The following is a 21,743-nucleotide window of genomic DNA, read 5'->3' as shown; positions in this document are numbered from 1 at the left end:
GCTCAAAGTCCGATCTGCCCCAGAGCATTGCGGAAATTCGCCTCGCAAGCGGAATAGCGGTCGATCACGGCCTGCGTGTCGATCTTGCCGAGGAAGTTGGCGAGATAGGCGCGCTTGTCCGCCTCCCTGTTCCAGGTGGCTGCCTCGATATAGGGGAAGCCGATGAATTCCAGCATCTCCCGCATGCGGTCGTCGACCGCGATCATGAGGGCAGGCGTGCCGGCCTGCATGCCGATGATGCAGCCGTGGAAGCGGCGGCCGAAGCAGAGATCGCGCGCGGACATCGCCCCGCGCCACTGGTTCGTATCGAAATAGACCAGCAGTTCGTATTTCCGCTGCCATTTCTCCTGAATGCTTGTATTCCGTCCCTGCCCGTGATGCGCCCGCTCGCGCGGTCATAGACGATGTCATTGTCGTCACCGGTCAGGGAGAGGCTGTAGGCAACCACTTCGTCCTGGACGACATAGCTTGCCACGCTGTCGGGCTTGAGCAGCGCATGAGCATCGACGATCGTATCGGCAACGCTACCGAGATAGCCGCCGAAGGCGATCCTCTGGGCCTCCGCCAGTCCCGGATTGGCAAGCGCCGAAAGCGAACGCTTCATCTCGTTCGGAGCGAAGTAGAGCGACGGGCAGCCGGTCGGCTTGACGAACTTCATCCCCTGCTCCCTCAGGAACTCGGCGGTGAAGTAGCCACGCGTGAGGAAGAAGCTTTCCTTGTTCCTCAAGCACCTCCAGGAACTTGATCGTGCCGGCCGGCAGCTGATCCTTGAGGCCTTCCTTGCGCTGGATGCCGATGCCCATCACCACAATCGGCATCTTCAGCTTCGCGAAGACTTCCGCTTCGAGATCGGCGGAGTAGCCCGGACGCAGCAAATTAGCGGAGGCGAAGACGCACAAATCGAATTCGCGGTTCACGCGCTCGTAGAGCGTCGTTCGAGTCCCGATTGTTGGCGAGATGCCAGAACGGCAGATAGGTGACGTCATGACCGCGCAGGCTCTCAGCCGCTCCTTCGCCGATCAGGTAGTTGCCGGTGTTGGCGATCTTCCTGACCTGCGAGATCAGGTCCTTCCTGGTCCTGGTTTCGTCGAAATAGGGCCGATGGATGACGGTCGTGCCTGAGACGTCCGCAATCGTCCGCTGCAAATAGGATGGAATGCCCGTAAGCAAGATACGCATAACTGTCCTCTGAACCGAAAGGTGATGGCCCTCAGGCCGCTATAGACCGATGCCGATTTCACGAAGCGTGGTGCGGAAGGCGCGCTCGCGGTCGGAATACCGGTCGACAAGTTCGTTCGTGTTGAGCTTTGCCAGATGATTGGCCACGAACTCGGCGCGGTTCTCCGCCTTGTCGATCTCCGTGACGTCAACGGCCGGCAGGCCGGTGAAGCCCAGCATCTCGCGCATGCGGTCGTCCACCGCCACCATCAGGCTCGGCACGGCCGCCTGCATGGCGATGATCGAGCCGTGGAAACGACGACCGAAATTGAAGTCCATCGACGAGGCCCAGGCGCGCCACTGGTTGGTGTCGAAAAAGGTGCGAACCTCGAACCGCTGCATTCTCGCGCTCCGTGCCGGGATAGGCGAGATCGCCGATCATCAGGCCCGATGCGGAATCATAGACGCGTCCCTCGTCATTAGGCTCCACCTTCATGTCGAAGTGGAGAAGCTCGTCCTGCACCACGTATTGAGGCACGGTGTCCCGCGGGGCCAGCGCGTTCGCATCAAGGATCGCATCCTGATCGCCGCCGAGATAGCCTGAAAAGATTGTCCGCGCCTTGCCGATGTTTACGCTCGACAGCTTCCTCATGGAGCCGGCGCATGTTGTCCGGCATGAAATAGACGGAAGGGCAACCGGTCGGGCGCACAAAGGAGAAGCCCTGGTCCTTCAGGAAGCCGGCGGACTCGTAGCCGCGTGTCAGGAAGTAATGCTCACGCTCCTTTAGGACGGCCGAGAAGCCGCTTCGTTCCCTCCGGAAGATTGTTCTCCAGGTCCTTGCGGTTCTGCAGGCCGATGCCCAGCATGACGATCGGCATATTGAGCTCGGCTTAGGACATCCGCCTCTGCGTCCGCGGAAAGTCCCTTGCGCAAGAGGTTTGCGCAGGTGAAGACGCAGATGTCGAAGTTGGCGTTGAACTCGTCGAATCCGTTGCCGTTCTTTGCTCAAATTGTAGAGATGCCAGAAGGGAACTTGCTTCGCATGTGGCGCGAGCGCACGCAGGGCGCCTTCACCGATGAGGTAGTTCCCGGTATTGCTGATGTTGCGCAGCTCCTGCAGAAACTCCTCCTTCGTTTCCGGCTGCTTCTGCCGCTCCGCATAGGAGACGGACAGGCCGTGGGCGCCGTTGGCAAGGCGCGTGTAGTGACCGGGAATACCCGTCACGAGAATTCGCGGACGCATTCGACTAGACCTTTCTGTTTCAAAGAAGCGGCGCGGCAATCAGCCAATTGCCGCGACCACGGGATTTGCCGCCGCCTGCTCGCGAAAGACCGCAGCGCGGGACAGTGACGAATTCTTCACGGACCGATCGCTCCAAGACGATGAAATCCGAGAAAGACGAAGCCCATGACCGGCGTGCGGCGGTCCTGATGCAGCCCTCCATGAGCGGAGCGAGCCTCTCGCGATTGCGCGCGACCTCTTCGATGATCCGCGCCATCTCCCTCACCACCTGAGGATCGGAAGGCGCGTCGATGAGGATGCCGTCCTCGCCGTCGGAAATGAGCTCGTCCACCGCGCCGACCGCGGTCGCGATGGGCACGCAGCCGAGTTGCTGCGCCTCGGCGATCATCAGCGGCGCGCCCTCCCATCGTGAGGGCATGACGAGAACGTCGGCCCAGCCCAGCGCCTTGATCAGATCCTTGCTCGCAAAGACGGGCGAGCGCACGTCGACGCCCAGGTCCTTCAACCGTTCGCTCCAGGAGACCCTGGAATCGGCGAGGATTTCCCCTCCGATGGCCCGGGCTTCGAAATTGACGTTGGAGGCCCGCAGTTCCGCGAGCGCTCGCCGCCAGCCGGTCGATACCCTTCTGCTGATCGAGCCGGCCCATGTAAAGAAGCCGCAAGCGGTCATCCCTGCGCTCGATCCGCCTGACCGGCCAGAACCTCCGCCAGGGCCTTGGGCGGTACCGAGAAGCTCGCTCCGTTCGCGACGGCGAAGACTTTCTCGTGGGGGACGCCGTAGCTGTGCAGATAGATCTTGAGCTGTTCGGAGCAGGTTAGGAAGGCGTCGTAGCAATGCTCATGGGCAATCGCTGCGAAGGGCTGACCGGCAGGCCTCTTGAAGGCCGTGTTGTCGACGACGTGAAGATAGCAGGCCGTGCGCGTGCCTTCGGAGCGCAGTCGCGCGATGAGGGGATGGACGGCCATCACGTGGTTGTTGATGACCAGGTCGAAGCCGGAAAGCTGTCCCTTCAGCGCCTCCCAGTCGACCGAATGCCCCTCGTCGATGAAATCCTGTCCCAGGAAGGAGCCCGACCCTCCCCAGGCCGGAATTCCCGCGTCCCAGAAGTGAATGTAGTCGAAGCTGGAATCGAATTCATCGATCACATCCATCCGGGACGTGCCGAGCACGAAGAGATGAGTTTCGTAATCCGCCGCCTTCAATTCCCGGGCGGCTGCGTAGACGACCTTTTCGGCTCCGCCGAACGAGGCATTCGGCACGAGCAGCGCCACGGTCCGCTTGCCCTTCGCTATGGCCGAGCGGCAGGACTGGTGATCCTCCGACTTCCTTGCGCAGCGCCTTGTAGCAGATCAGTGTAAGGCACGAGCCGGGCGGGACGCCAGGTCCACCGCCTGCCCGCCGTCTCGCGCAGGGGGCTCATGGCAATTGCGTTGACGCAATTGATCATCACCTGCTGAGGCGTGATGAGAGAGCGGCGCGGGAGGCTTCTTGGAAAAGGGAAGTGCACTTTCAGAACGGCCGATGTCGGCCATACCTGCTGGCTTCCGATCGAGGCGAACCAGTCCACAGCATTGTTCTGGACCACCTCCTGGACGAGCCGGATCGAAAGGAAAACGAGATCGGCGGAGCCGATTTTTTGCCCGCCCGCCCCATGAACGATCGGCTCGATCTTGCGCTGGGCGGCATCGTTGGCGAGTTGGACGAAGACGACGTTGCTGTTCTCGCTCAGGCGCTCAAGATGGGCAAGCACGTTCGGCAGCATGCGCGAACGCCGCAGAAGGTCGAGCGCCGCGCCGCTTCCGGCGACCAGGAAAGGCGGGAAATGTTCATTGTCGGGCTCGCCGATATTGCCCCAGAACGCCGGTATGATGTCGTCGAGGCGAAGCATCATCGGTGGCTTGGTAGGATCAGTGAAGAATGAGATCGCCGTATCTTCCGTTCGCGCAAACAGGTAGCGCGGGCACTCCTCATGCTCGAAATCCACCAGCATCGGCCGCTGGAACAGCGGCCTGTGGCGCTTGCGCAGGAAGCTTACCGACGTGGCGCGGTCTCGATTGGCCTCCTTGAAGCGGCTCTCCGCCCTCAGCCGGTATTCGAAGACCGTGTCATGGCAGGGCGTGCCGACGAAACCATGCTCGATGCAGGACAGCCAGAACTCCCAATCCTCGAAGCCGTTTTGCCTGTCGTCGTTGAAGCGGACGCCTTGCTGAAAAACATCGATCGAGATCATCGATCCCGTGTCGCAGATGTTGTCGGTGATGCAGTGGACCAGTCGTGAATAGCGGTTGCCGTAGTGAGCGCGCCAGCTTACCGAAAATGTGTCGATATTCGTGTAGACCCACCCGCAGCCACTGGAGAGGAGGTGCCGGTAAAGCGTCTCGATGGTGCCGGGAAGGACGCGATTGTCGGCGTCGAGGAAATAGACAGCCTTCGTCTCTGGAAAGCGCTCGAGGACGAAGTTGATGGCGCGATTGCGCGCGCCACCCGGACCGGCGTTTTGGCCGAACACGACTTGGACGGAAGGATGGGCCGCGGCGTAGAGCAACAGTTGATCGAACGTCTCGTGCCGTGGATCGCCGTCGACCGAGACGACAATGACGATCCGGCAGTTGCTAACATTCGAGGCAAATACCGACTCGATCGCCTCCAGGGCAAGTGCCGCGTGACCGTAAAGGGGCATGGCCACGGCGATGAGGTCCGTTGGCTCCCTGTTACTGGACATCGGCGGCCTCCGTAGATTGTTTGACCAACCTGAAGCCGGACACCTTGAGCCAGGAGAAATCGACCGAATCCGTGACTGCGCGGCTGAGAATCATCAGGTCCATCGGGCCGCGTGCCGGCTCGTCCAGCTGGATGTTGATGTTGACGACCTCACTGGAGCTGACTTCACGCCATCCGCTGAAGAATGCCGACGGCTTGGCCGCGCCCTTTCGCGCAAGCTCGGCCACTTCGGAACGCGCATTTGAATTCGCCGGTGCGATCAGGAAGCTGACCGCCGCGGGCTGACCTTCCGGATGATCGATAAAGGCGCTCGCCGAGAAGGATATCGTTCCGGGCTCGACGGCGCGACTGACCGCGCCTGCCGATATGCCACTCGGCAACGGGTGGCAGACAACAGCATGCTCATGCTCGAGGAAGCGCACCGTCTGGAATTCCGGGACGATCGGCGTGACCGAAACGTCCGCGATCTGCATCAACGTACCGACCGCCAGGCGATAATCGACAGTGTACTGGCCTTCGAGCAGGCTGCTGGGCGCAATCATGTTGGGTGTTCTGGCGGGCTTTACTCCCGGCAGTCCCGTAAACACTTTGAACGCCAGCGGGCGCAGGTCGAGATCCGGATGCGGGAGTTCCGACCGCGCCGAATAGCGCTCGCCGGCGATCGGATAGCCGAGAGAAAGGCCGACGGTCTCCGGTCCGGTCGCGGAGATCCGCAGCCGAAGCGTGCGCGCAGCCCCTCCGCAGGCCCGGGGCAGCGAGAAGAAATTCCAGTTCGGCACGAGTTGCGTATAGGGTACGGTCCACTCGGCGACTCCTTCGCCGCTCTCGAGGTAGCTCAATACGACGACAAGCTCTCCGGTGATCCTGCGGCACCGAGTGCAGGTGAAGGGCAAACCCTGCCACGCCAAGGCTGGATATTGGCAGCAGTTGCTCGACGAAGGCGGCGGCAAGCAATTGCCCGATCCCCTCGTCCTTTGGATCGGCGTAGGGATCATGGGAGAAAACTTCAGAAACCGGCTCCCAGTTTCGCGCCTGAAATGCATCTTCGAGCGCCCGGTAGTTTTCCAGCAACGTCTCGCGTTCCCGGCGCAGGATCGCAAGTTCCGAGGTGATTGAGGCGCTGTATCGGGCAAGCCGGCCCACGCCGCCCTCGGTCAGCGCCCGCAGAAGCGGAAAACTGTCGCTTGTTTACGGGATCAAGCCGCTGCATGGGAACCGCGGGGACAGTTCCCAGTGGTCCAAGCAGCGCCAGACGCTCCCGCAAATCCGCCTCGCCCTCTTCGGAAAAGGCGACGGCGATCAATGGAAAAGCATTCTCCAATGTCGCTGGAGGATGGCCATCAACATCGAGGTAAACAACCAGATGCTCGATATCGCTCCCTTCGAAGCATGATCGATCCCGGTCCGATGCCGCTATTAGCTTTCTCGTCACCAGTCGTTTCCCAATGCCGGAAGACGTCAATTCTTGCACGCGCGGCCTCTGAAGAATTATCTCGGAACAAAAAGCAAAGGCGCCGAATAATCAGATATTTATTCAAATCATCCCGCGCCATATACCGGGAGCCTAACAACTAACATTGCAGTGCACAATAATAAAAATTAGCCGTCGTAAAGAAAAATATTTCATATATACTTTAAAAATCAAAGTAATAATCATGAATTCATCTCTACATTGCGGCGAAGTAACTTTCCAGTCAATTTCTCAATAAGATACTGTTGGCGATCGAGGCAGTCCGTCGAGTCGAAAACGCCTCTCCACCGTCCGGCGCGCCGCGGCACGCATCCCGAAATGCCGTTCGGGACTCTTCAGGGCGCCGAGAATGGCCTCAGCGAGTGCGTCCGTATCGAAGAACGGCACCAACAGGCCGTTCCGGCCGGAGCGTATAACCTCCTGGACGGGCGCGGTGTCCGATCCGATGACCAGGGCGCCGCACGCCATCGCCTCCAACATCGACCACGACAAAACGAACGGATAGGTCAGGTAGAGGTGCGCGGCCGAGATCTGGAAAAGCTGCCGCAAAACCGAATGCGGCACCGCGCCGGGAAAGAGGATATTCTCCCGCGGTATATCAAGGGATTTGAGGAGATGATCCTTCCACGCCCCGCCGCCGGGCGGCGGCACACCATAGCTGACGCCATCCCCTCCGACGCAAACGAACAAAGCATCGGGGCGTTGGCGCACAACCTTGGCGGCAGCCTCCAAGACCTGTGGAAATCCGCGATACGGCTCAAGGTCGCGCGCGACAAAGGTGACAATGGGAGAACCACCGGCGCTGAGCACACGCCCGTCCGAAAGCGTGACCGAAGTTGATGGGTCCGGTCGAAACCGCGCCGTATCGATCGCCCTCGTGGCATACCGAAATGCGCCGGCTGGGCGTCGGCGGGGTACAGACTTCTCTGCCAATGGGTGGGGCTAATGCCGGCCTCGATGGCCTCAAGGGATAGGAGCTGCGCGATGTTGCGCAGCCGCAGCCTCTTGCGCGTCTCCAGATCGGGCTGATCGTCGGGGGAAAACCCGATGTCCGCCCCTTCCGATCGGTAAAAGAACTCGCAATACCCCAATGCGGGCACCCGCGGCAGCACGTCCTTGAAGAACATCATGCTTCCCCAACCGATATGGCCAACGACAACGTCGGGCACCAGCCCTTGCCGCGCCATTGCGTCGAGCGTTTCGGCAACGCGATGGCCGATTCGCGCATGGTGATCGGGAGTGCCCATGTGTCGGGCCATATGCGGATCTGCGCGCGGGCCCGATTCCGCTCGATGTCGAACGACGCGAACGGATGGGATCTTCTGGTCTATGGTCTCGGTGATGAGGCTAACCTCATTTCCCGCCTGCGCGAGCTGAGCGGCCAAGGCAGCGAACTGGCCGAAGCCCCGCCGATGAACAAACGCCACGTGCATCGCCTTTAGCCCGCCCCTGCCAGGTGCACGGCATCACTCACCGCTTAGACGCCGTACCGTGAAGCGCTGCCCCAGGCCAGTTCGAGCTGGTGCAGCGTCTGGAAAGCCGTCTCAAGCATCCGCCGGTCCTGGTCGCCACGATTTACCGCGCGCTCATAGGCCATCGCCGCGTCGCGGAGATTTGCCCTGAGCTGGCGTCCCTTCTCTGTCAACTTGATGCGCGCCGACCGCTTGTCGCGCTGGGAGGCAACGCGATCGATGTAGTCGCCGTCTGCCAAGCTGCTTCAGATAGTAGGAAACGTTGGAGCCGACATAATGCCCACGATCCAGAAGCTCGGCGACCGACAGTTCCGAGTCGCCGATTGCCAGCAGAATCATCGCCTGAGCCGGCCCGATATCGTCGACACGAAGCTTGGTCAGCTCCGCACGGATCAGGCCCGAAAAGCGCCGGCTTGCCCGCTCCATGAGGCGAGCCAGCTCGAAATATGTAACCTGCCGGAGGTCACTAAGCTCGGCATCCCTGAGGAATGCCGCGGGGTCCGTTTGTACTGTCTGGCCGTTATTTCGAAGACTTGGATCGTCATTCAGTTCTGCCAGCAAACTGAACATACTCATTTTCTTTCATTTCACTCTCCGATTTCAGGAAAAGTACTTCAAAATTTGAAGTAATTTTCAAATATGCTCATCACCGCCTGATCACCACGAGCTTGCACAAGCCCTCCGTTATGTGCCAGATTGGTCGACGCAATACTATCACTTAGGCTCAGTTACAACCAAATCTGCCCTCCAGACAGATGGCTCTAACGTTAACTCAAGGCAAATCACCATGCGTGATACTGTTCAAAATGAGACAAGAAGCAAGAGTCAAATCTGGGGAGGCCAAAGATCAAAACAACCCGAGGTTGCTGATTGTCGCAAGCAAAGCGTGTCTTTTTGTTCGGGTTGCTTTATGCGGCCGCGCTGAGCGTGTGTCTGAATATGCTACAACTCACGATGCCTCTGTTCATGCTGCAAGTTCATGACAGGGTACTCAACAGCCAGAGCATGGACACGCTCGTCAATGCTCACCATTTTGGCCGATCGGCGCCCTTGTGGTGCTCGGTGTTCTGGAATTCATCCGTGCCCTGTCGTTCCAAGCCATCGGAGGCGCGCTCGTGCGCCGGCTGAACATGCCAGTCCTGGCCGCCGCCGTTCAGGCTTCTGTCGATCAGGGCCTGTCGCGCGCGACCCAGTCGCTTCGGGACATCGCAGAATTGCGAAGCTTCCTGACCTCGTCAGCGGTCAGCGCGCCCCTCGACGCGGCCTGGTCACCGATCTTCCTCGGCGCCCTTTTCGCTTTTGCATCCGCTTTTCGGCCTTATCGGAGCCGTCTCCGCCGCACTGCTCATTTGCGGCGGACTGGTCACGGACATGTTGACGCGCCAACTCACCAAGGAAGCAAATCAAACAAATATCGAGGCCGTGTCCAAGATTGGCGCATCGCTGCGACATGCCGAGGCCATCGAGGCGATGGGCATGCTGCCAGCTCTGGCGAATCGTTGGCGCGCCCTGCAACTGCAGGCTCTCAGCGCCTTTGAAACGAGTGGGATGCAGGAGCAAGGCGATGTCGTCCATCACCCGCAGCCTGCGCTATTCCATCCAGGTCGTGACGCTTGGCAGCCGGAGCCTATCTGGTGCTGGAGCAGGAAATCACGCCCGGCGCGATGATGGCATCGAGCATTCTTGTCGGGCGCCTACTGATCCCCTTCGATTCGATCATCGAGAATTGGCGGCAGTGGGTGCTGGCGATCGCGGGCTGGCGTCGCCTCGAGGCCCCTCTCAAGGCGGATCTTGCAATCCGCCAAACGATGCCCACGCCGCATTCGTCGGGCGACATCGTGGTCGATAAGCTCGTCTACGCAGCCCCGGGACTGGATGTGCCGATCATCAAGGGCATTTCTTTCTCCCTCTCTCCGGGCGAAGTTCTTGGCGTGGTCGGTCCCTCCGCAGCCGGCAAATCGACACTCGCGCGGCTGCTGGTCGGAATCTTGCGCCCCACGTCCGGCGGCGTCTTCCTCGACGGCAACAACACCTATCTCTGGGAGCGCGGCTCGTTCGGCCAGGTGGTCGGATATCTGCCGCAATCCGTCTCGCTTTTGGAAGGCACCATCCGAGAAAACATTGGGCGAATGGCCGAAAGCGATCCCTACAAGGTGCTGGAGGCGGCGCGACTGGCCGACATCCACGACATGATCGGACGCCTGCCACTCGGCTACGACACGCCCGTCGGCGACGGACACCTGACCCTTTCGGGAGGGCAGCGGCAGCGCATAGCGTTGGCGCGCTGCCTCTACAACCAGCCTCGCCTCATCGTGCTCGACGAGCCGAACGCAAACCTGGACGCGATCGGCGAGCGGGCCCTCATCCGCGCGATCCAGCGCGCGCGCGACGACGGCGCGATCGTCATCATAATCGCTCACAGGCCAGCCATCATGCAGGTCGCCGACAAGCTGCTCGTGCTCGAAAACGGCCGCGTCACACAGTTCGGACCGCGAACGGCCGTGGTCACAGCCACGATGCCGGGCGAACCACACCGCGAGGTAGCCGCAATATGACTGAAAAGAAGCCCTCTTGCGGTCCGCTCCGATCTCTCCGAACGTCGCCTGCCAGCGGCATCAGCCGGCATCGCGGGATGTCAGCCCCTCGGAGCTTGGAGTTCGACCGGTTTGATACGCCGCTCGCCGCTTCGTCGTCTTGTCGTTGCGGGGCTCGCCACGGTCCTTGTGTCCTTCGGTGGATTTTTTGCCTGGGCCTTTTCGGTCGAGCTCAGCAGCGCGACGGTCGCCAACGGCACGGTCATCGTCGATTCGAAGCGAAAGACCATCAGCCATTTCGAAGGCGGCGTGATGAGCCGACTGCTCGTTCAGGAGGGCGACAAGGTTTCCGCCGGTCAGCCCCTGATCGAGTTGGAGGATACGCGCGCCCGCTCCAGCCTGCGGTCGCTCCAAATCCGGCGCATTGGCCTAATCGCGAAACTGGCGCGACTGAAGGCCGAGCAGACCGACATGCCCGCAGATCAGCTTTCCACGCGATTTCGGCTGACAGCCCGGGACGCCGCGGTCGACGACGCCGTCAGGGCGGAGACGATTTTTTTCGAAAAGCGGCGCGAGACCAAGGGCGGGCGCGTCGAGGTCCAGCAAAAGACCATCGAGGAGCACCTCGAACAAGCGAACGTCGCTCGGCATCCAGATCCAGGCGACCGACCAGCAAATCGATCTCATTAACGAGCAGCGGACGGCGATGGCAACGTTGGTGAAAAAAGGCGTCTGCACCGCGCACGCAACTCATCGACATCGAGTTCCGAGCTAAGCGAGCTTGCGCGGGAACGGGGCGAGCTCGTCGGCGACAAGGCCCAGGCAGAAAAAGCCGGAGCGGGCGCGCAGCTTGCGCTGACCGGGATCGAAAGTGACTTTCAGTCGACGATCGCCGGCGAAATCACGACGGCACGCATCGAGCTCGCGGATGTCGAAGAGCAGATCATCGCCTCGAAGGACGTGCTGCGGCGCCTTGAGATCCGCTCTCCGCAGGATGGCATCATCAGCAACATCTGGCTGCGCACCCCTGGCAGCGCGGTCACGCCCGGCCAGCCGTTGCTCGAGATCGTTCCGGAAAATGAGCCCCTGCTGGTCGAGATGCGCGTCAATCCTCGCGACATCGACAGCATGGCCGTGGGCTCGCAGACGCAAATCCGGCTGACGGCCTATAATCAGCGCTCCCGCCTGCCGATGGAAGGCGACCATCACATATGTCGCCGCAGACCAGTCGGTAGATGAAAAGTCAAACAGTGCGTTCTTCGTCGCGCGCGCCAAACTCGATCCGGCATCGCTCAAGGCAAACCCGGATGTCCGCCTCTATCCCGGCATGCCCGCGGAGGTGCTGATCATCCACAAGTCACGCCGTGCGATCGACTACCTTACTTCTCCCGTCCGTCGAGAGCTTCAATCGCGCCTTCAGGGAAGACTAGACGATCCAGGAAACTGGAATGCTGCATCAGCAGAAATTGTTTCAAATTTTGAAGTTATTCCCAAGTAAAATAATTTGCATATTACTTTATGATACCCGCGATATTATCGAAATAATGTGCCAATAATATTCACATTATGGGAAATATATTTCTCATGACAGGACGATTTTATATTCATTAGATATGTTGCACTTCGGTTTTTTTGCAGTGCACATTTCAGGCGCGCAATCGTCGCACCCTGCGCCGAAGACGCATGCATATCAAACCTGAAGAGGAGAGGCAGATGGCCACATTGGAAGGCGGCGCATACGACGATGCGCTGTTCGGCTCCCGCTTCAACGACTTCATTCGCGCCCATGGTGGCGCTGATTTCGTGAGCGGCGGCAACGGGCACGACCTCGTGTTCGGTGACGACGGTGACGACCTGCTGTTCGGCGGAAAGGGAAACGATACCCTGTTCGGCGGCGATGACAGCGACTTGCTGAACGGTGAAAACGGGAACGACAACCTCGTCGGCGGCTGGGGTGACGACCTTCTGTACGGCGACAAGGGCAACGACACCCTGCTCGGCGGCCAGGGAAGCGACCTCCTGTCCGGCGGCAAGGGCGCCGACATACTGCATGGCGGCGATGGCGCCGACATCATTGACGGCGGTGCCGGCAACGACGTCCTGGCAGGCGGTGCTGGCCACGACATCTTCGTCTTCGACGGCGGCGGCGGGAATGACGTCATCCTCGACTTTACCGCAGGCGAGGATCTGCTGCAGATCTCGAAGGGCATCAATGGCCTCGACGTGTCTTCGCCCGAAGACCTGGCCTCGCGCGTCACGCAGGTCGGCGGCAATGTCGTCGTGGATCTCGGCCATGGCGATACGCTCACATTGGTAAATGTCGATGCCGACGACATCCAGGCCAATCCCGAGAACTACTTCACCGTTCACTGAGCACTGAGCTCGGCGCGCCCTGCCTCCTCCCGTGGGGCGCGCTCATTCCGATTCAGAGGATAGCGTGTGACGTTCGACGATTCGATAGGCGCCACTGGCGTTTTCAGGAACGCAAAGATCTTTCGGCTCGGCACGGAGCTGGCCGTCCTTATCTGGGACCTCCCCCCAGCCCTTCCCGCCAATACGAGGTGCCTGTTGTCCATGGAGCAGTCGCCGGTACCGCTCGTCAGCATGATGCTGCCGCTTGGCAACGGGGGGCAACGCATGTTCTGGGCGATGAGACCAGAAAAGCGAGCCGTGAATGTCGGATATTTGCACGGCGCACGGCAGCACCATCGAAACCGTCGTGATGCAGCCGGCACGCGCGCTCTGCAACCCTCGATGTGGAGGCCCTGTTCGCCGATCTTGCGCCTGAAGCCCGCATCAAGTTCGTCAGCAACCTGCTGACTGTGTGGCGAAGCGCCTTTCGCATCGCCGGCGACCATCTTTTCAGCATGGTGGTCGAAGACGCCCTTCACGCGCTCGTGCCCGAACCGCAGGCCGCCAGCATCGTGCTGCCAGGTTGCGCAAGGGCGCCATCTGATTGAGACGGCCGTCAATCCGGATCTCGGGCGAGATCACAGCGATCTATGCGATCGGCGCCAGCTTCGATCACACGCGTGGCCGACAGGCTCGTCCTCGGGCGCAACGCGAAAAACGGCCTACAATCGTGCCATTTCATCGCAGGCGCGCCTTCCCCTCCGTTTCTCATCGTTCTCCTGAGCAAGAGCGGCCTCGCCATTCGCCAGCTGCCTGACGCGCAAGCCGCGCCATCCCAGCCTTCAGGGTTGGTGGAGCAAAAACCGCGAGGCGGTGGAACTGCGCGAAATGATCGTCCGTCAACTCGCCACTGTTGCCGGAGGGCGGCGCCGCCACGGCGATCGATCTTCAAACGTCGCGCCCCGCTGGCGGCGAGCCGGATTGCCAAGTCGTCGATGCACCCGTCCGGTGAGGTCGATCTCGCACTGGCGCTCGACGGCGGCCTTCTGGCCGGCGGCTGGTTCCATGCGCCATCATCGGCCTTCGCCGGCATCGACTATGTCAAGGAGGACGGCACGGCCGTGCCGCTCGACGGAAACAGCTACAAATTCCCGGCATGGGCGCAAGGGAAGGACGAAAAGAGCAAGACCGATGTGACCGGTTTCGTTGCCTGGATTCCACTCGCGGAATCCTCCCGGACCGCTGCTGCAACCGCGATTTCAGATGCGTCTCGCTTCAGGAGCGGTCAGGCCGCTGATACCGAAGCCACAGCCTTTCGAGCCCGCAACCCAACGAAACCACGTCCTGCGCGCCGTGCCGCCACAGCATGCAGTCGACGATGCCTTCCGCACGATTCTCGCCCCTGCCCTGCAGGACATTGAACGACGATTGGGCAAGACCATCGAGGTCGACTAGCACAAAGGACTACAGCCTGCCCAAAAGCGCGCCGCTCGTTTCCATTGTCGTGCCCCTCTACAAGGTTCTCGATTTCCTGCGTTTCCAACTGTCGGGGATGGCCACGGACCCTTGGCTCGCAGCCAACGCGGAGGTCATCTACGTCCTCGATTCACCGGAAATCCAGGATGAGACGGAGCATCTGCTGGGCGGCCTGCATCTTCTGCACGGGCTGCCGATGAAGCTGGTGGTCATGAACCGCAACGGCGGTTACGCGCGCGCCTGCAATGCCGGCGCGCGTTTTGCACGCGGCTCCATCCTGGTCATGCTCAATTCGGATGTCGTACCTTGCGAGCCCGGCTGGCTTCAAATCCTTGTCGCGGGCGCTGCTGGAAGACAAGACGCTGGGCGCCGTCGGCCCGAAACTGATCTTCGAAGACGGATCGCTGCAGCATGCCGGGCTTTATTTCGGCCGCGACCAGCGCGGGATCTGGCTGAACCACCATTTCCACAAGGGCATGCCTGGCGACTACGGGCCGGCGCAGCAGACCCGCGACGTACCCTGGCGTCACCGGCGCCTGCCTGGTGACCCGCAGGGAGACTTACGAGCGCGTCGGCGGTTACACCGAGGACTACGTGATCGGCGACTACGAGGACAGCGACCTCTGCCTCAAGATCCGCCGCCTCGGGCTTCAGATAGCCTATGAGCCGGCGGCGTGCCTCTATCATTTCGAGCGCCGCTCGATCCGCCGCAGCCAGGACTACATGCGCGGCGTTGCCAGCCAGTACAATTCATGGCTGCACACGCAGCGCTGGGAGGACGACATCACCGAACTGATGGCGAACCAGCTCGATAGAGACCCACGATCGCGCCCGCCGCCAGCGGGTGTGAAGAATCCGGAAGAGGAGCGCAGCATGACGCAAGCGGCACTCCTGCACGCCGCACCTGCAGCCGGCCCGGCTGATCGATGAAGACCGTGTTCGCTGGCTCATCGAATCTGTTCGGGGCAATCGTTTCCTGCCGCAACCGGAATCCACCAACGTCTTCGTGGGAGATGGGGATTTTCGCGCGATAGGAGCGGAGTTTCTCGGTTACTTCATTCGCATCGGCGGCCTGCGCGAAGACAGCCGCGTGCTCGACATCGGCTGCGGCATCGGCCGGATGGCCGTGCCGCTTACCCAATATCTCGATCCGCAAACGAGCCGCTACGATGGTATCGATCCAGTCGAGAGCGGTATTGGCTGGTGCCAGCGAACGATCACGCCTGCCTACCCCAATTTCGCCTTCCAGCAACTGGACATCGCTCACGAGCTGTACAATCCGAGCGGCAAGATCAGCGGCAAGGCCTTGACGCTGCCTTTTCCGGATCGCCATTTCGACTTCGTCATCATGACGTCCGTGGTCACTCATCTGCCGCCCGCGGAAGTCCTCGTCTACCTCGCCGAGGTCCGCAGGATCCTGTCACCCGGCGGGCGCCTGTTCATGACCGCCTTCGTGGTCGACCAGATCGCGGCGGCAAACGAACACGGGCGGCGCGATCCGCGTCTCGCCTTCCGCCGCTATGGCGAAAGCCCATGCTGGTTCGTACCCAACCAGCCGCCGCTTGCCGCAGTCGGTTTCGAAGACGGCTTTCTGGACAAGGCGCTCGAACGGGCCGGCCTCTCCGTCGCCTTGAAATCGCTTGGCCATTGGCGCGGCACCAAAGCGGGCCACCATCAGGACTTCATCGTGGCGAAGCGCCGGGGAAGCGGTCGATGAGCAAGCGCATTCTGGTGGCCGCCCACAACCATCCGTCCCTTCACCCGGGCGGAACGGAGATATTTGCGCACGACTTGTTTCGCGCCTACCAGCGCGAGGGGCACGAAGCCCTGTTTCTCGGCGCCACGAACCAGATCCACCGCGAAGCGAGGCCCGGCACGAGCTTTCAGAGCATCGGCTCGGCGGGAGACGAGGTCCTGCTTGTGGTCCGGACACTTCGATCGCTTCTTCATGAGTCAGATCGACCTTTATGGTGTTGTGCCGGACATAGCGGAGTTGCTGCGCGATTTCCGACCAGATGTGGTTCACCTCCATCACCTGCTGCTGCTTGGCGCCGAGTTCCCTCATATCGTCCGCCGCACCTTACCCCACTGCCAGATCGTCATGACGCTCCATGACTACTACCCCATTTGCCACCATGAAGGCCTGATGGTACGCACCGGCAGCAAGGAGCTTTGTCACCAATCCAGCCCGGACCGCTGCCATGGCTGTTTCAAGGACATTCCGCTCGATCGCTTTGCCTTGCGCGAACGCCACCTGAAGGCCCTGCTGAGCACGGTTGACCACTTCGTCTCGCCAAGCGCTTTTTTACGGGAGCGCTTCGTGCGGTGGGGACTGGACGAAGATGCGATTAGCGTCATTCCCAATGGTATCCCCACCCGAAATGCCGGCGCGCGAAGGGAGCTGCTCCAGGGCGGGAGACCGGTCTTCGGATATTTCGGAAATCTCAACCCCTGGAAGGGGGTGACCGTATTGCTCGACGCTGCTCGCCAGCTTCTGGCCGATGGCCTTGATTTCGAACTCCGCATCCATGGCGGAGCGCCCTTCCAGAGCGAGGCCTTCGTCGATGAGATCAATCGGCGCTTTGCCGAAACGTCGGAATCGGTGCAGTCCAGAGGCCCCTATCGACGCGAAGATATTGGCGATCTGGTGGCCGCGGTCGATTGCACCATAGTTCCTTCCGTCTGGTGGGAGAACGCGCCGCTTGTCATTCAGGAAGCCCAGGCTCAAGGCCGTCCGGTCATCGCCAGCAACATCGGAGGAATGGCTGAAATGATCGAGCATGGCGTCAACGGCCTGACTGTTCCACCCAACGATGCCCGAGCGCTCGCCGCGGCGATGCGGAACATAGTGGAAGAGCCGAACCTGCTGCACCAGCTCTCCGAAAACGCTCGCAAGCCCGACGACATCGACACGACCGCCCGCCGCTACCTCAAGTGGATGGAGACGGCACAGGCTCAGGCATAGGAGAGCTTATGACCAGTCCCGCTGAACGACCGGATGCCGCATCAGAACAGGACAACGCCAAGCCGATGAACGGCCGGGTGGATGCCGTTGACATGGGCCGGATCTTCGGCTGGGCATTCGACCCGATGGCGCCGGATCAACGGCTGACCATTCGTGTCCTCCTCGATGGCAAGGTGATTGCCGAGGCTGTTGCCGATCGCAATCGTCCCGACTTGCGTCGCAACGGTATCGGCGACGGCAAACACGCATTTGAGATCGCGCTGCCCGATCCCTTCCATTCTCGCGCGAACGATATTGTCGTCATGGCGCGGAATGGAAGCGGTTCCGAGCAGGCCCTGCGCGTTCCCCAGCCAGACGAGCAGGCCGCCGAGGCTCTTATCGCCGCACCGCTGGCGAAAGTGCTCGATAAGCTCGATTTGCTGATGGCGGCGCAGCGGCAATTGCAGGTCTCACAGCGCTCGCTGCAGCGCGCACCGGAAATCGACGCCGACAAGACCGAGACCGCCGGGCCCACCGATGTCAGCAAGGCCGTCGAAAGCCTCAAGGTGGATATCGAGCCAACGGCTGAATGATTTCGATGTCCACCTGATGCGGCTGGATGGGGTTGTGGCAGGAATGGAGAAGAACCTGAATGCGTTGCAGAAGCGTGCGAACGGCGAAATGAAGCCCCTGCTGCTGCTGCTGTTCGTTCTCGTGGGATTTGCCGCGGGCGCCAGCCTTACGCTGGTTGCCAGAATCTGATCCAGGGAGGGTAAAAGCGTGCTGGTGCGAGAACAATCCCCCGCTGTCATTAGTCCCTCGGCAGGCGGGCATGGGGCGAGCAGGGCAATGCGTTTTGGAAGGGTTATCGGTTGCCGCGTCGACGAGACAACCTGGCTGATCATCGGCCTCGGCCGTGTCACGGCCGGCGACGTGGTGGTCGGCCTCGGTGAGGATCAAGCAGTCACGCCAAGCTTGTTTGTCTCGGAATGGCGATTGGCCGCATCCTCACCGCGGGCCAAGCACGGCTTCGCGGCGCTCCTTCCGGATGTGGGCACTGACCTGGCCATGACCACGATCCGGTTCGGAAAGGAGGAGACGGGCGCACGCTACGTCTTTGCGCCCCGGCTTGCCTCCGCGGAGGAAGCAGCCGCGCTTGTGGTCGAATCCGCGGGATCTCAGTCAGCCGCGGTCCTCGACCGGCTCGTGGACGCTTTGATGGTCGGCAATGTCAGCCGCCGCAGACTTCTGACCATAACGGCGCTTTTGCAGTCAGCCCACGCCAGCGATGGGTTTATCGAGTTGATTGGTGAGAGCCATGATGGCGCGACATTCCTGCAGGGCTGGAGCCGCGCCATGGCGCCGGGGCCTTGCCGGGTGTCCGTGGTCGGCAACGTGGCACCGGTGGTCGCGGAGTGCGGTATCGCCATCTTTCCTCGCCCGGACGCTCCCGATGGCGCCTCTGGTTTTGTCGGCCTTCTCGAGTCCAGTCAGGCTGCCCTCGGCCTCGACATCCAAGGTCTGGTTTTTCGGGGGCGCGCCGGTTGGAGGTATGTTGCGGTCCACCCTCGAAAGCGCATCGCCGGCCCTCTGGAAACGCCCGAACATATCAGGTCGATTCTGCTGCGGACCCATGGCGCGCCGGACGTGCTCCTGTCCCTGCGAGCAGCCGCCAACAGTTTTGAGGGCAAAGAAACCGTCTCCAGCCTGCCGTATCCCGTCCGGATGGGTATAGACAGCACATTTGAGGCCGATGGAGGAAACCTCCTCGTCTCCGGCTGGCTTTATGACCCCGATGGCCACGTCGCAACGGTAAGACTGCGTCGACGCGATGCTGCGGCTGGCCTCGACGAACGCTGGACGCGCTTCGATCGCCCCGATGTCACGGACAGTTTCAACGACCAGCAGCACTTCACGCCGAGCTTTCGGAGCGAACAGCAGCGCGCATGGCTTCATCGCCCACGCCCAATTGCCGAATGAGGATCCTGGTGCGCCCCTCTACTTCGAACTAACCCTGCACGATTCGCGCCGTGCGTTTCTGCCAGTGAAAACAACGCGGGTTTCTGCGCGCTTGGCGGCATTGCGCCAGATCGGCTCCATCGATCCGGCAAACTGTGCGCTGCCGGCGATAGTCGATTCACAAATTGTCCCGTTCCTCGGACAATCCGGAAGGTTTACGCCGGTTATCGAGACAATCCTCGACGCCGGCTCCTTCGATGAGGAAAACAGCCCGCCAATCGTCATCGGCGCCGGGGAGGGCGAGGAGGACGTTTCCCCGCTGCTGGCCTTGCTTGCGCTCGATCCGGAGACGCGGCACACGCCGATCGTGATCGCCATGCCCGCGGAGCGCTTTCGCAGGCAGGCTGCTCGCCTCAGGGAACTCGCGCGGTTCTATAGCCTTTCGGCCAGGCTGGTATCGGTGAAGGGAACAGGCGACGTCCACGACATGCTGGAAGCAGGCACGCAAGCACTCTCCTGTGAAACGGTCGTGTCGCTCTCCGCTTCACTGATCCCGCGCGGGACAGGCTGGTATGGCAAGCTCTTGGCCACGGCCGCGACGCTCAAGGGAAGCATTGTCTCGCCCGTCCTGGTTTACGAGGACCATTCCATTCGCTGGGCCGGAAGCTGGATCGATGACGGCAACTGCGACGAACCGGTCGTGGGCCGCTATGCTGGATATCCTCTCAAAGCGGTTGCCGACATGAAGCTGACCCGTATCGCGGCGGCCTCGCTCGAGTGCTGCGTCATGCCCCGCGATGCCCTGTTGCGCGCCGGCGGCTTTTCCGGCGGCTATCTGGGCGCGCAGGAAAAGGGTCTGGATCTCGGCCTCCGTCTCAGCCGCTCCGGGTATCGACTCCTATTTGCTGCCATCGGTGCAGATGTGGGGCTGCGACGACGCAGGCAACGGTGATAGTCCGGCGATGGCGGCTCTGGTGGAGGAGATCGATCGAAAGATCTTCAAGAGCCAATGGTTGCCGATCCTCACCGTTGAAAAGCACCCGGAAAAGAGGCCCGCATGAACGAGCAGCTTCGCGTCCTTGTCGTCTCGCATGCGCACCCGACGGTTTCGCTCGGCGGGGCGGAAATCGCCTCTCACAACCTGCATCGCGGCCTGAACGCATTGCCGAACGTGCAATCGGTTTACCTGGCCCGGGTCGGCCATCCGGTCCCGCGGCATGCCTGCGTCCGCGCTGATGAGCCTTCGCCTTGCCGAGGATGAGTTGCTGTTCCACGCGGACGACTACGACCATTTCTTTTTGTCCAACGGCGATACCCAGGCGATCAGCCGAGACCTGTTGCGTTTCGCGCGCGATCTCAGGCCCCATGTCGTGCATTTCCATCACGTTCTCGGCATCGGCCTTGAAGCCCTCTACGCCCTTAGAGAAGCATTTCCGCACACGGCGATCCTCGTCACGTTCCACGAGTACCTGTCGATCTGCCACAATCACGGGCAGATGGTGAAACGGCCTTCCGGTCAGCTCTGCGAAACAGCATCTCCCGTCGCCTGCCACGGCTGCTTTCCCGACATCCCCGTCTCACGCTTCCTGAAGCGAGAGCAGTTTGCGCGCGGGATGCTTGGCCTTGCCGACGCTTTCGTCTCCCCCAGCCGGTTTCTGGCGGAGCGCTACGTCGCATGGGGGATCGAAAAGGACAAGCTCAGCGTGATCGAGAACGGCATCACCGTGGAAACAGCTGCGCCCGCGCGAGAAGCTGCAAGGTCACGAGCCCGCGCCGCAACCGCTTTGCCTATTTCGGACAGATGACGCCGTTCAAGGGGGCCGACCTCCTGATCGACGCCGTTTCGCGCATCCCGAAGGAGATATGGGGCGAAGACTCCTGCCTGATGATCTTCGGCGGCAACCTCGAGCGACAGCCGATCGAATTCCAGGAGCGGATGAAGAAGCTCATCGCAGACGCCGGCCACCGCGTCCGTTTCTACGGCGCTTACCAGAACGCGGACCTGCCGCGTCTCATGCGTTCGGTCGACTGGGTGGTTATGCCGTCCGTCTGGTGGGAAAACTCGCCCGTCGTGATCCAGGAGGCCCTGCTCCATCGTAGGCCGATGATCTGCTCCGACATCGGCGGGATGGCCGAGAAGGTGCGTGACGGAAAAGACGGCCTGCACTTCCGCGCAGGCAGCAGCCAGGATCTCGCGGACCGCATCGTCAGAGGTCTTGGACGATAGCCAAATCTGGGACCGGCTGCGCGCTTCCATGCGACAGCCCGCCGACCGCCTCGGCTGCGCGCGCGAACACGTCAAACTCTATCGCGCGCTGCTGCGGCGGAAGCTAGATGCGGCGATGACCGAGAGCCCCACGCTTCTCGCGCACTCGCTTTAACGACGGCTGGCCCTGTGAAGCGCTGAATGG

4 protein-coding genes and 12 pseudogenes are annotated in these 21,743 nt (G+C 61.3%); 10 read left to right on the top strand and 6 right to left on the bottom strand.

Annotation, left to right across the window (positions count from 1 at the left end):
• Nucleotides 1-2: 2 nt before the first annotated feature.
• The 6 pseudogenes from ACW4PC_RS14680 to ACW4PC_RS14655 form a co-directional block, all read right to left on the bottom strand.
• Nucleotides 3-1,179, bottom strand: a pseudogene (locus tag ACW4PC_RS14680) (polysaccharide pyruvyl transferase family protein).
• Nucleotides 1,180-1,218: 39 nt separating this feature from the next.
• Nucleotides 1,219-2,402: pseudogene (locus ACW4PC_RS14675) on the bottom strand (polysaccharide pyruvyl transferase family protein).
• Between the two features lie 39 nt (nucleotides 2,403-2,441).
• A pseudogene (locus tag ACW4PC_RS14670) lies at nucleotides 2,442-5,125 on the bottom strand (glycosyltransferase).
• Nucleotides 5,115-6,595, bottom strand: a pseudogene (locus ACW4PC_RS14665) (DUF6212 domain-containing protein). Before ACW4PC_RS14665 ends, ACW4PC_RS14670 begins: the two co-directional pseudogenes overlap by 11 nt.
• Before the next feature lie 182 nt (nucleotides 6,596-6,777).
• A pseudogene (locus ACW4PC_RS14660) lies at nucleotides 6,778-8,028 on the bottom strand (glycosyltransferase family 4 protein).
• A gap of 44 nt (nucleotides 8,029-8,072) precedes the next feature.
• Nucleotides 8,073-8,643: pseudogene (locus ACW4PC_RS14655) on the bottom strand (MarR family transcriptional regulator).
• A 211-nt stretch (nucleotides 8,644-8,854) separates the two neighbouring features.
• Here ACW4PC_RS14655 and ACW4PC_RS14650 point away from each other — a divergent pair.
• The 10 genes and pseudogenes from ACW4PC_RS14650 to ACW4PC_RS14605 all read left to right on the top strand — a co-directional run bounded on the left by ACW4PC_RS14650 (nucleotide 8,855) and on the right by ACW4PC_RS14605 (nucleotide 21,713).
• Nucleotides 8,855-10,622: pseudogene (locus ACW4PC_RS14650) on the top strand (type I secretion system permease/ATPase).
• A pseudogene (locus tag ACW4PC_RS14645) lies at nucleotides 10,623-12,031 on the top strand (HlyD family type I secretion periplasmic adaptor subunit).
• Between the two features lie 283 nt (nucleotides 12,032-12,314).
• Nucleotides 12,315-12,974 carry a calcium-binding protein gene (locus ACW4PC_RS14640; RefSeq protein ID WP_455874261.1) on the top strand — a complete coding sequence of 220 codons (660 nt, stop codon included), beginning with the start codon at nucleotides 12,315-12,317 and terminating at the stop codon, nucleotides 12,972-12,974.
• Between the two features lie 66 nt (nucleotides 12,975-13,040).
• Nucleotides 13,041-15,359 (top strand): annotated as a pseudogene (locus ACW4PC_RS14635) (glycosyltransferase family 2 protein).
• Nucleotides 15,334-16,146, top strand: coding sequence for a class I SAM-dependent methyltransferase (locus tag ACW4PC_RS14630; protein ID WP_455875019.1), 813 nt, complete (start codon nucleotides 15,334-15,336; stop codon nucleotides 16,144-16,146). Before ACW4PC_RS14635 ends, ACW4PC_RS14630 begins: the two are co-directional and overlap by 26 nt.
• Nucleotides 16,143-17,394, top strand: a pseudogene (locus ACW4PC_RS14625) (glycosyltransferase family 4 protein). The gene ACW4PC_RS14630 and the pseudogene ACW4PC_RS14625 overlap by 4 nt, the downstream one beginning before the upstream one ends.
• Nucleotides 17,395-17,402: 8 nt before the next feature.
• Nucleotides 17,403-18,135 (top strand): annotated as a pseudogene (locus ACW4PC_RS14620) (hypothetical protein).
• A gap of 18 nt (nucleotides 18,136-18,153) precedes the next feature.
• Nucleotides 18,154-19,353, top strand: coding sequence for a hypothetical protein (locus tag ACW4PC_RS14615; RefSeq protein WP_455874260.1), 1,200 nt, complete (start codon nucleotides 18,154-18,156; stop codon nucleotides 19,351-19,353).
• Between the two features lie 91 nt (nucleotides 19,354-19,444).
• On the top strand, nucleotides 19,445-20,284 hold the full coding sequence (locus ACW4PC_RS14610) for a glycosyltransferase family 2 protein (protein ID WP_455874259.1): 840 nt from the start codon (nucleotides 19,445-19,447) through the stop codon (nucleotides 20,282-20,284).
• A 105-nt stretch (nucleotides 20,285-20,389) separates the two neighbouring features.
• Nucleotides 20,390-21,713, top strand: a pseudogene (locus ACW4PC_RS14605) (glycosyltransferase family 4 protein).
• Nucleotides 21,714-21,743 lie beyond the last annotated feature (30 nt).

It is taken from the genome of Rhizobium yanglingense (assembly GCF_977109285.1).
Note: the sequence above shows the minus strand (reverse complement) of the source record. Positions and strands in the feature narration are given on the sequence as shown.

Excerpts from the sequence above, each read along its gene's own strand:
- ACW4PC_RS14640 (WP_455874261.1), top strand. The coding sequence starts at position 12,315 with ATGGCCACATTGGAAGGCGGCGCATACGACGATGCGCTGTTCGGCTCC.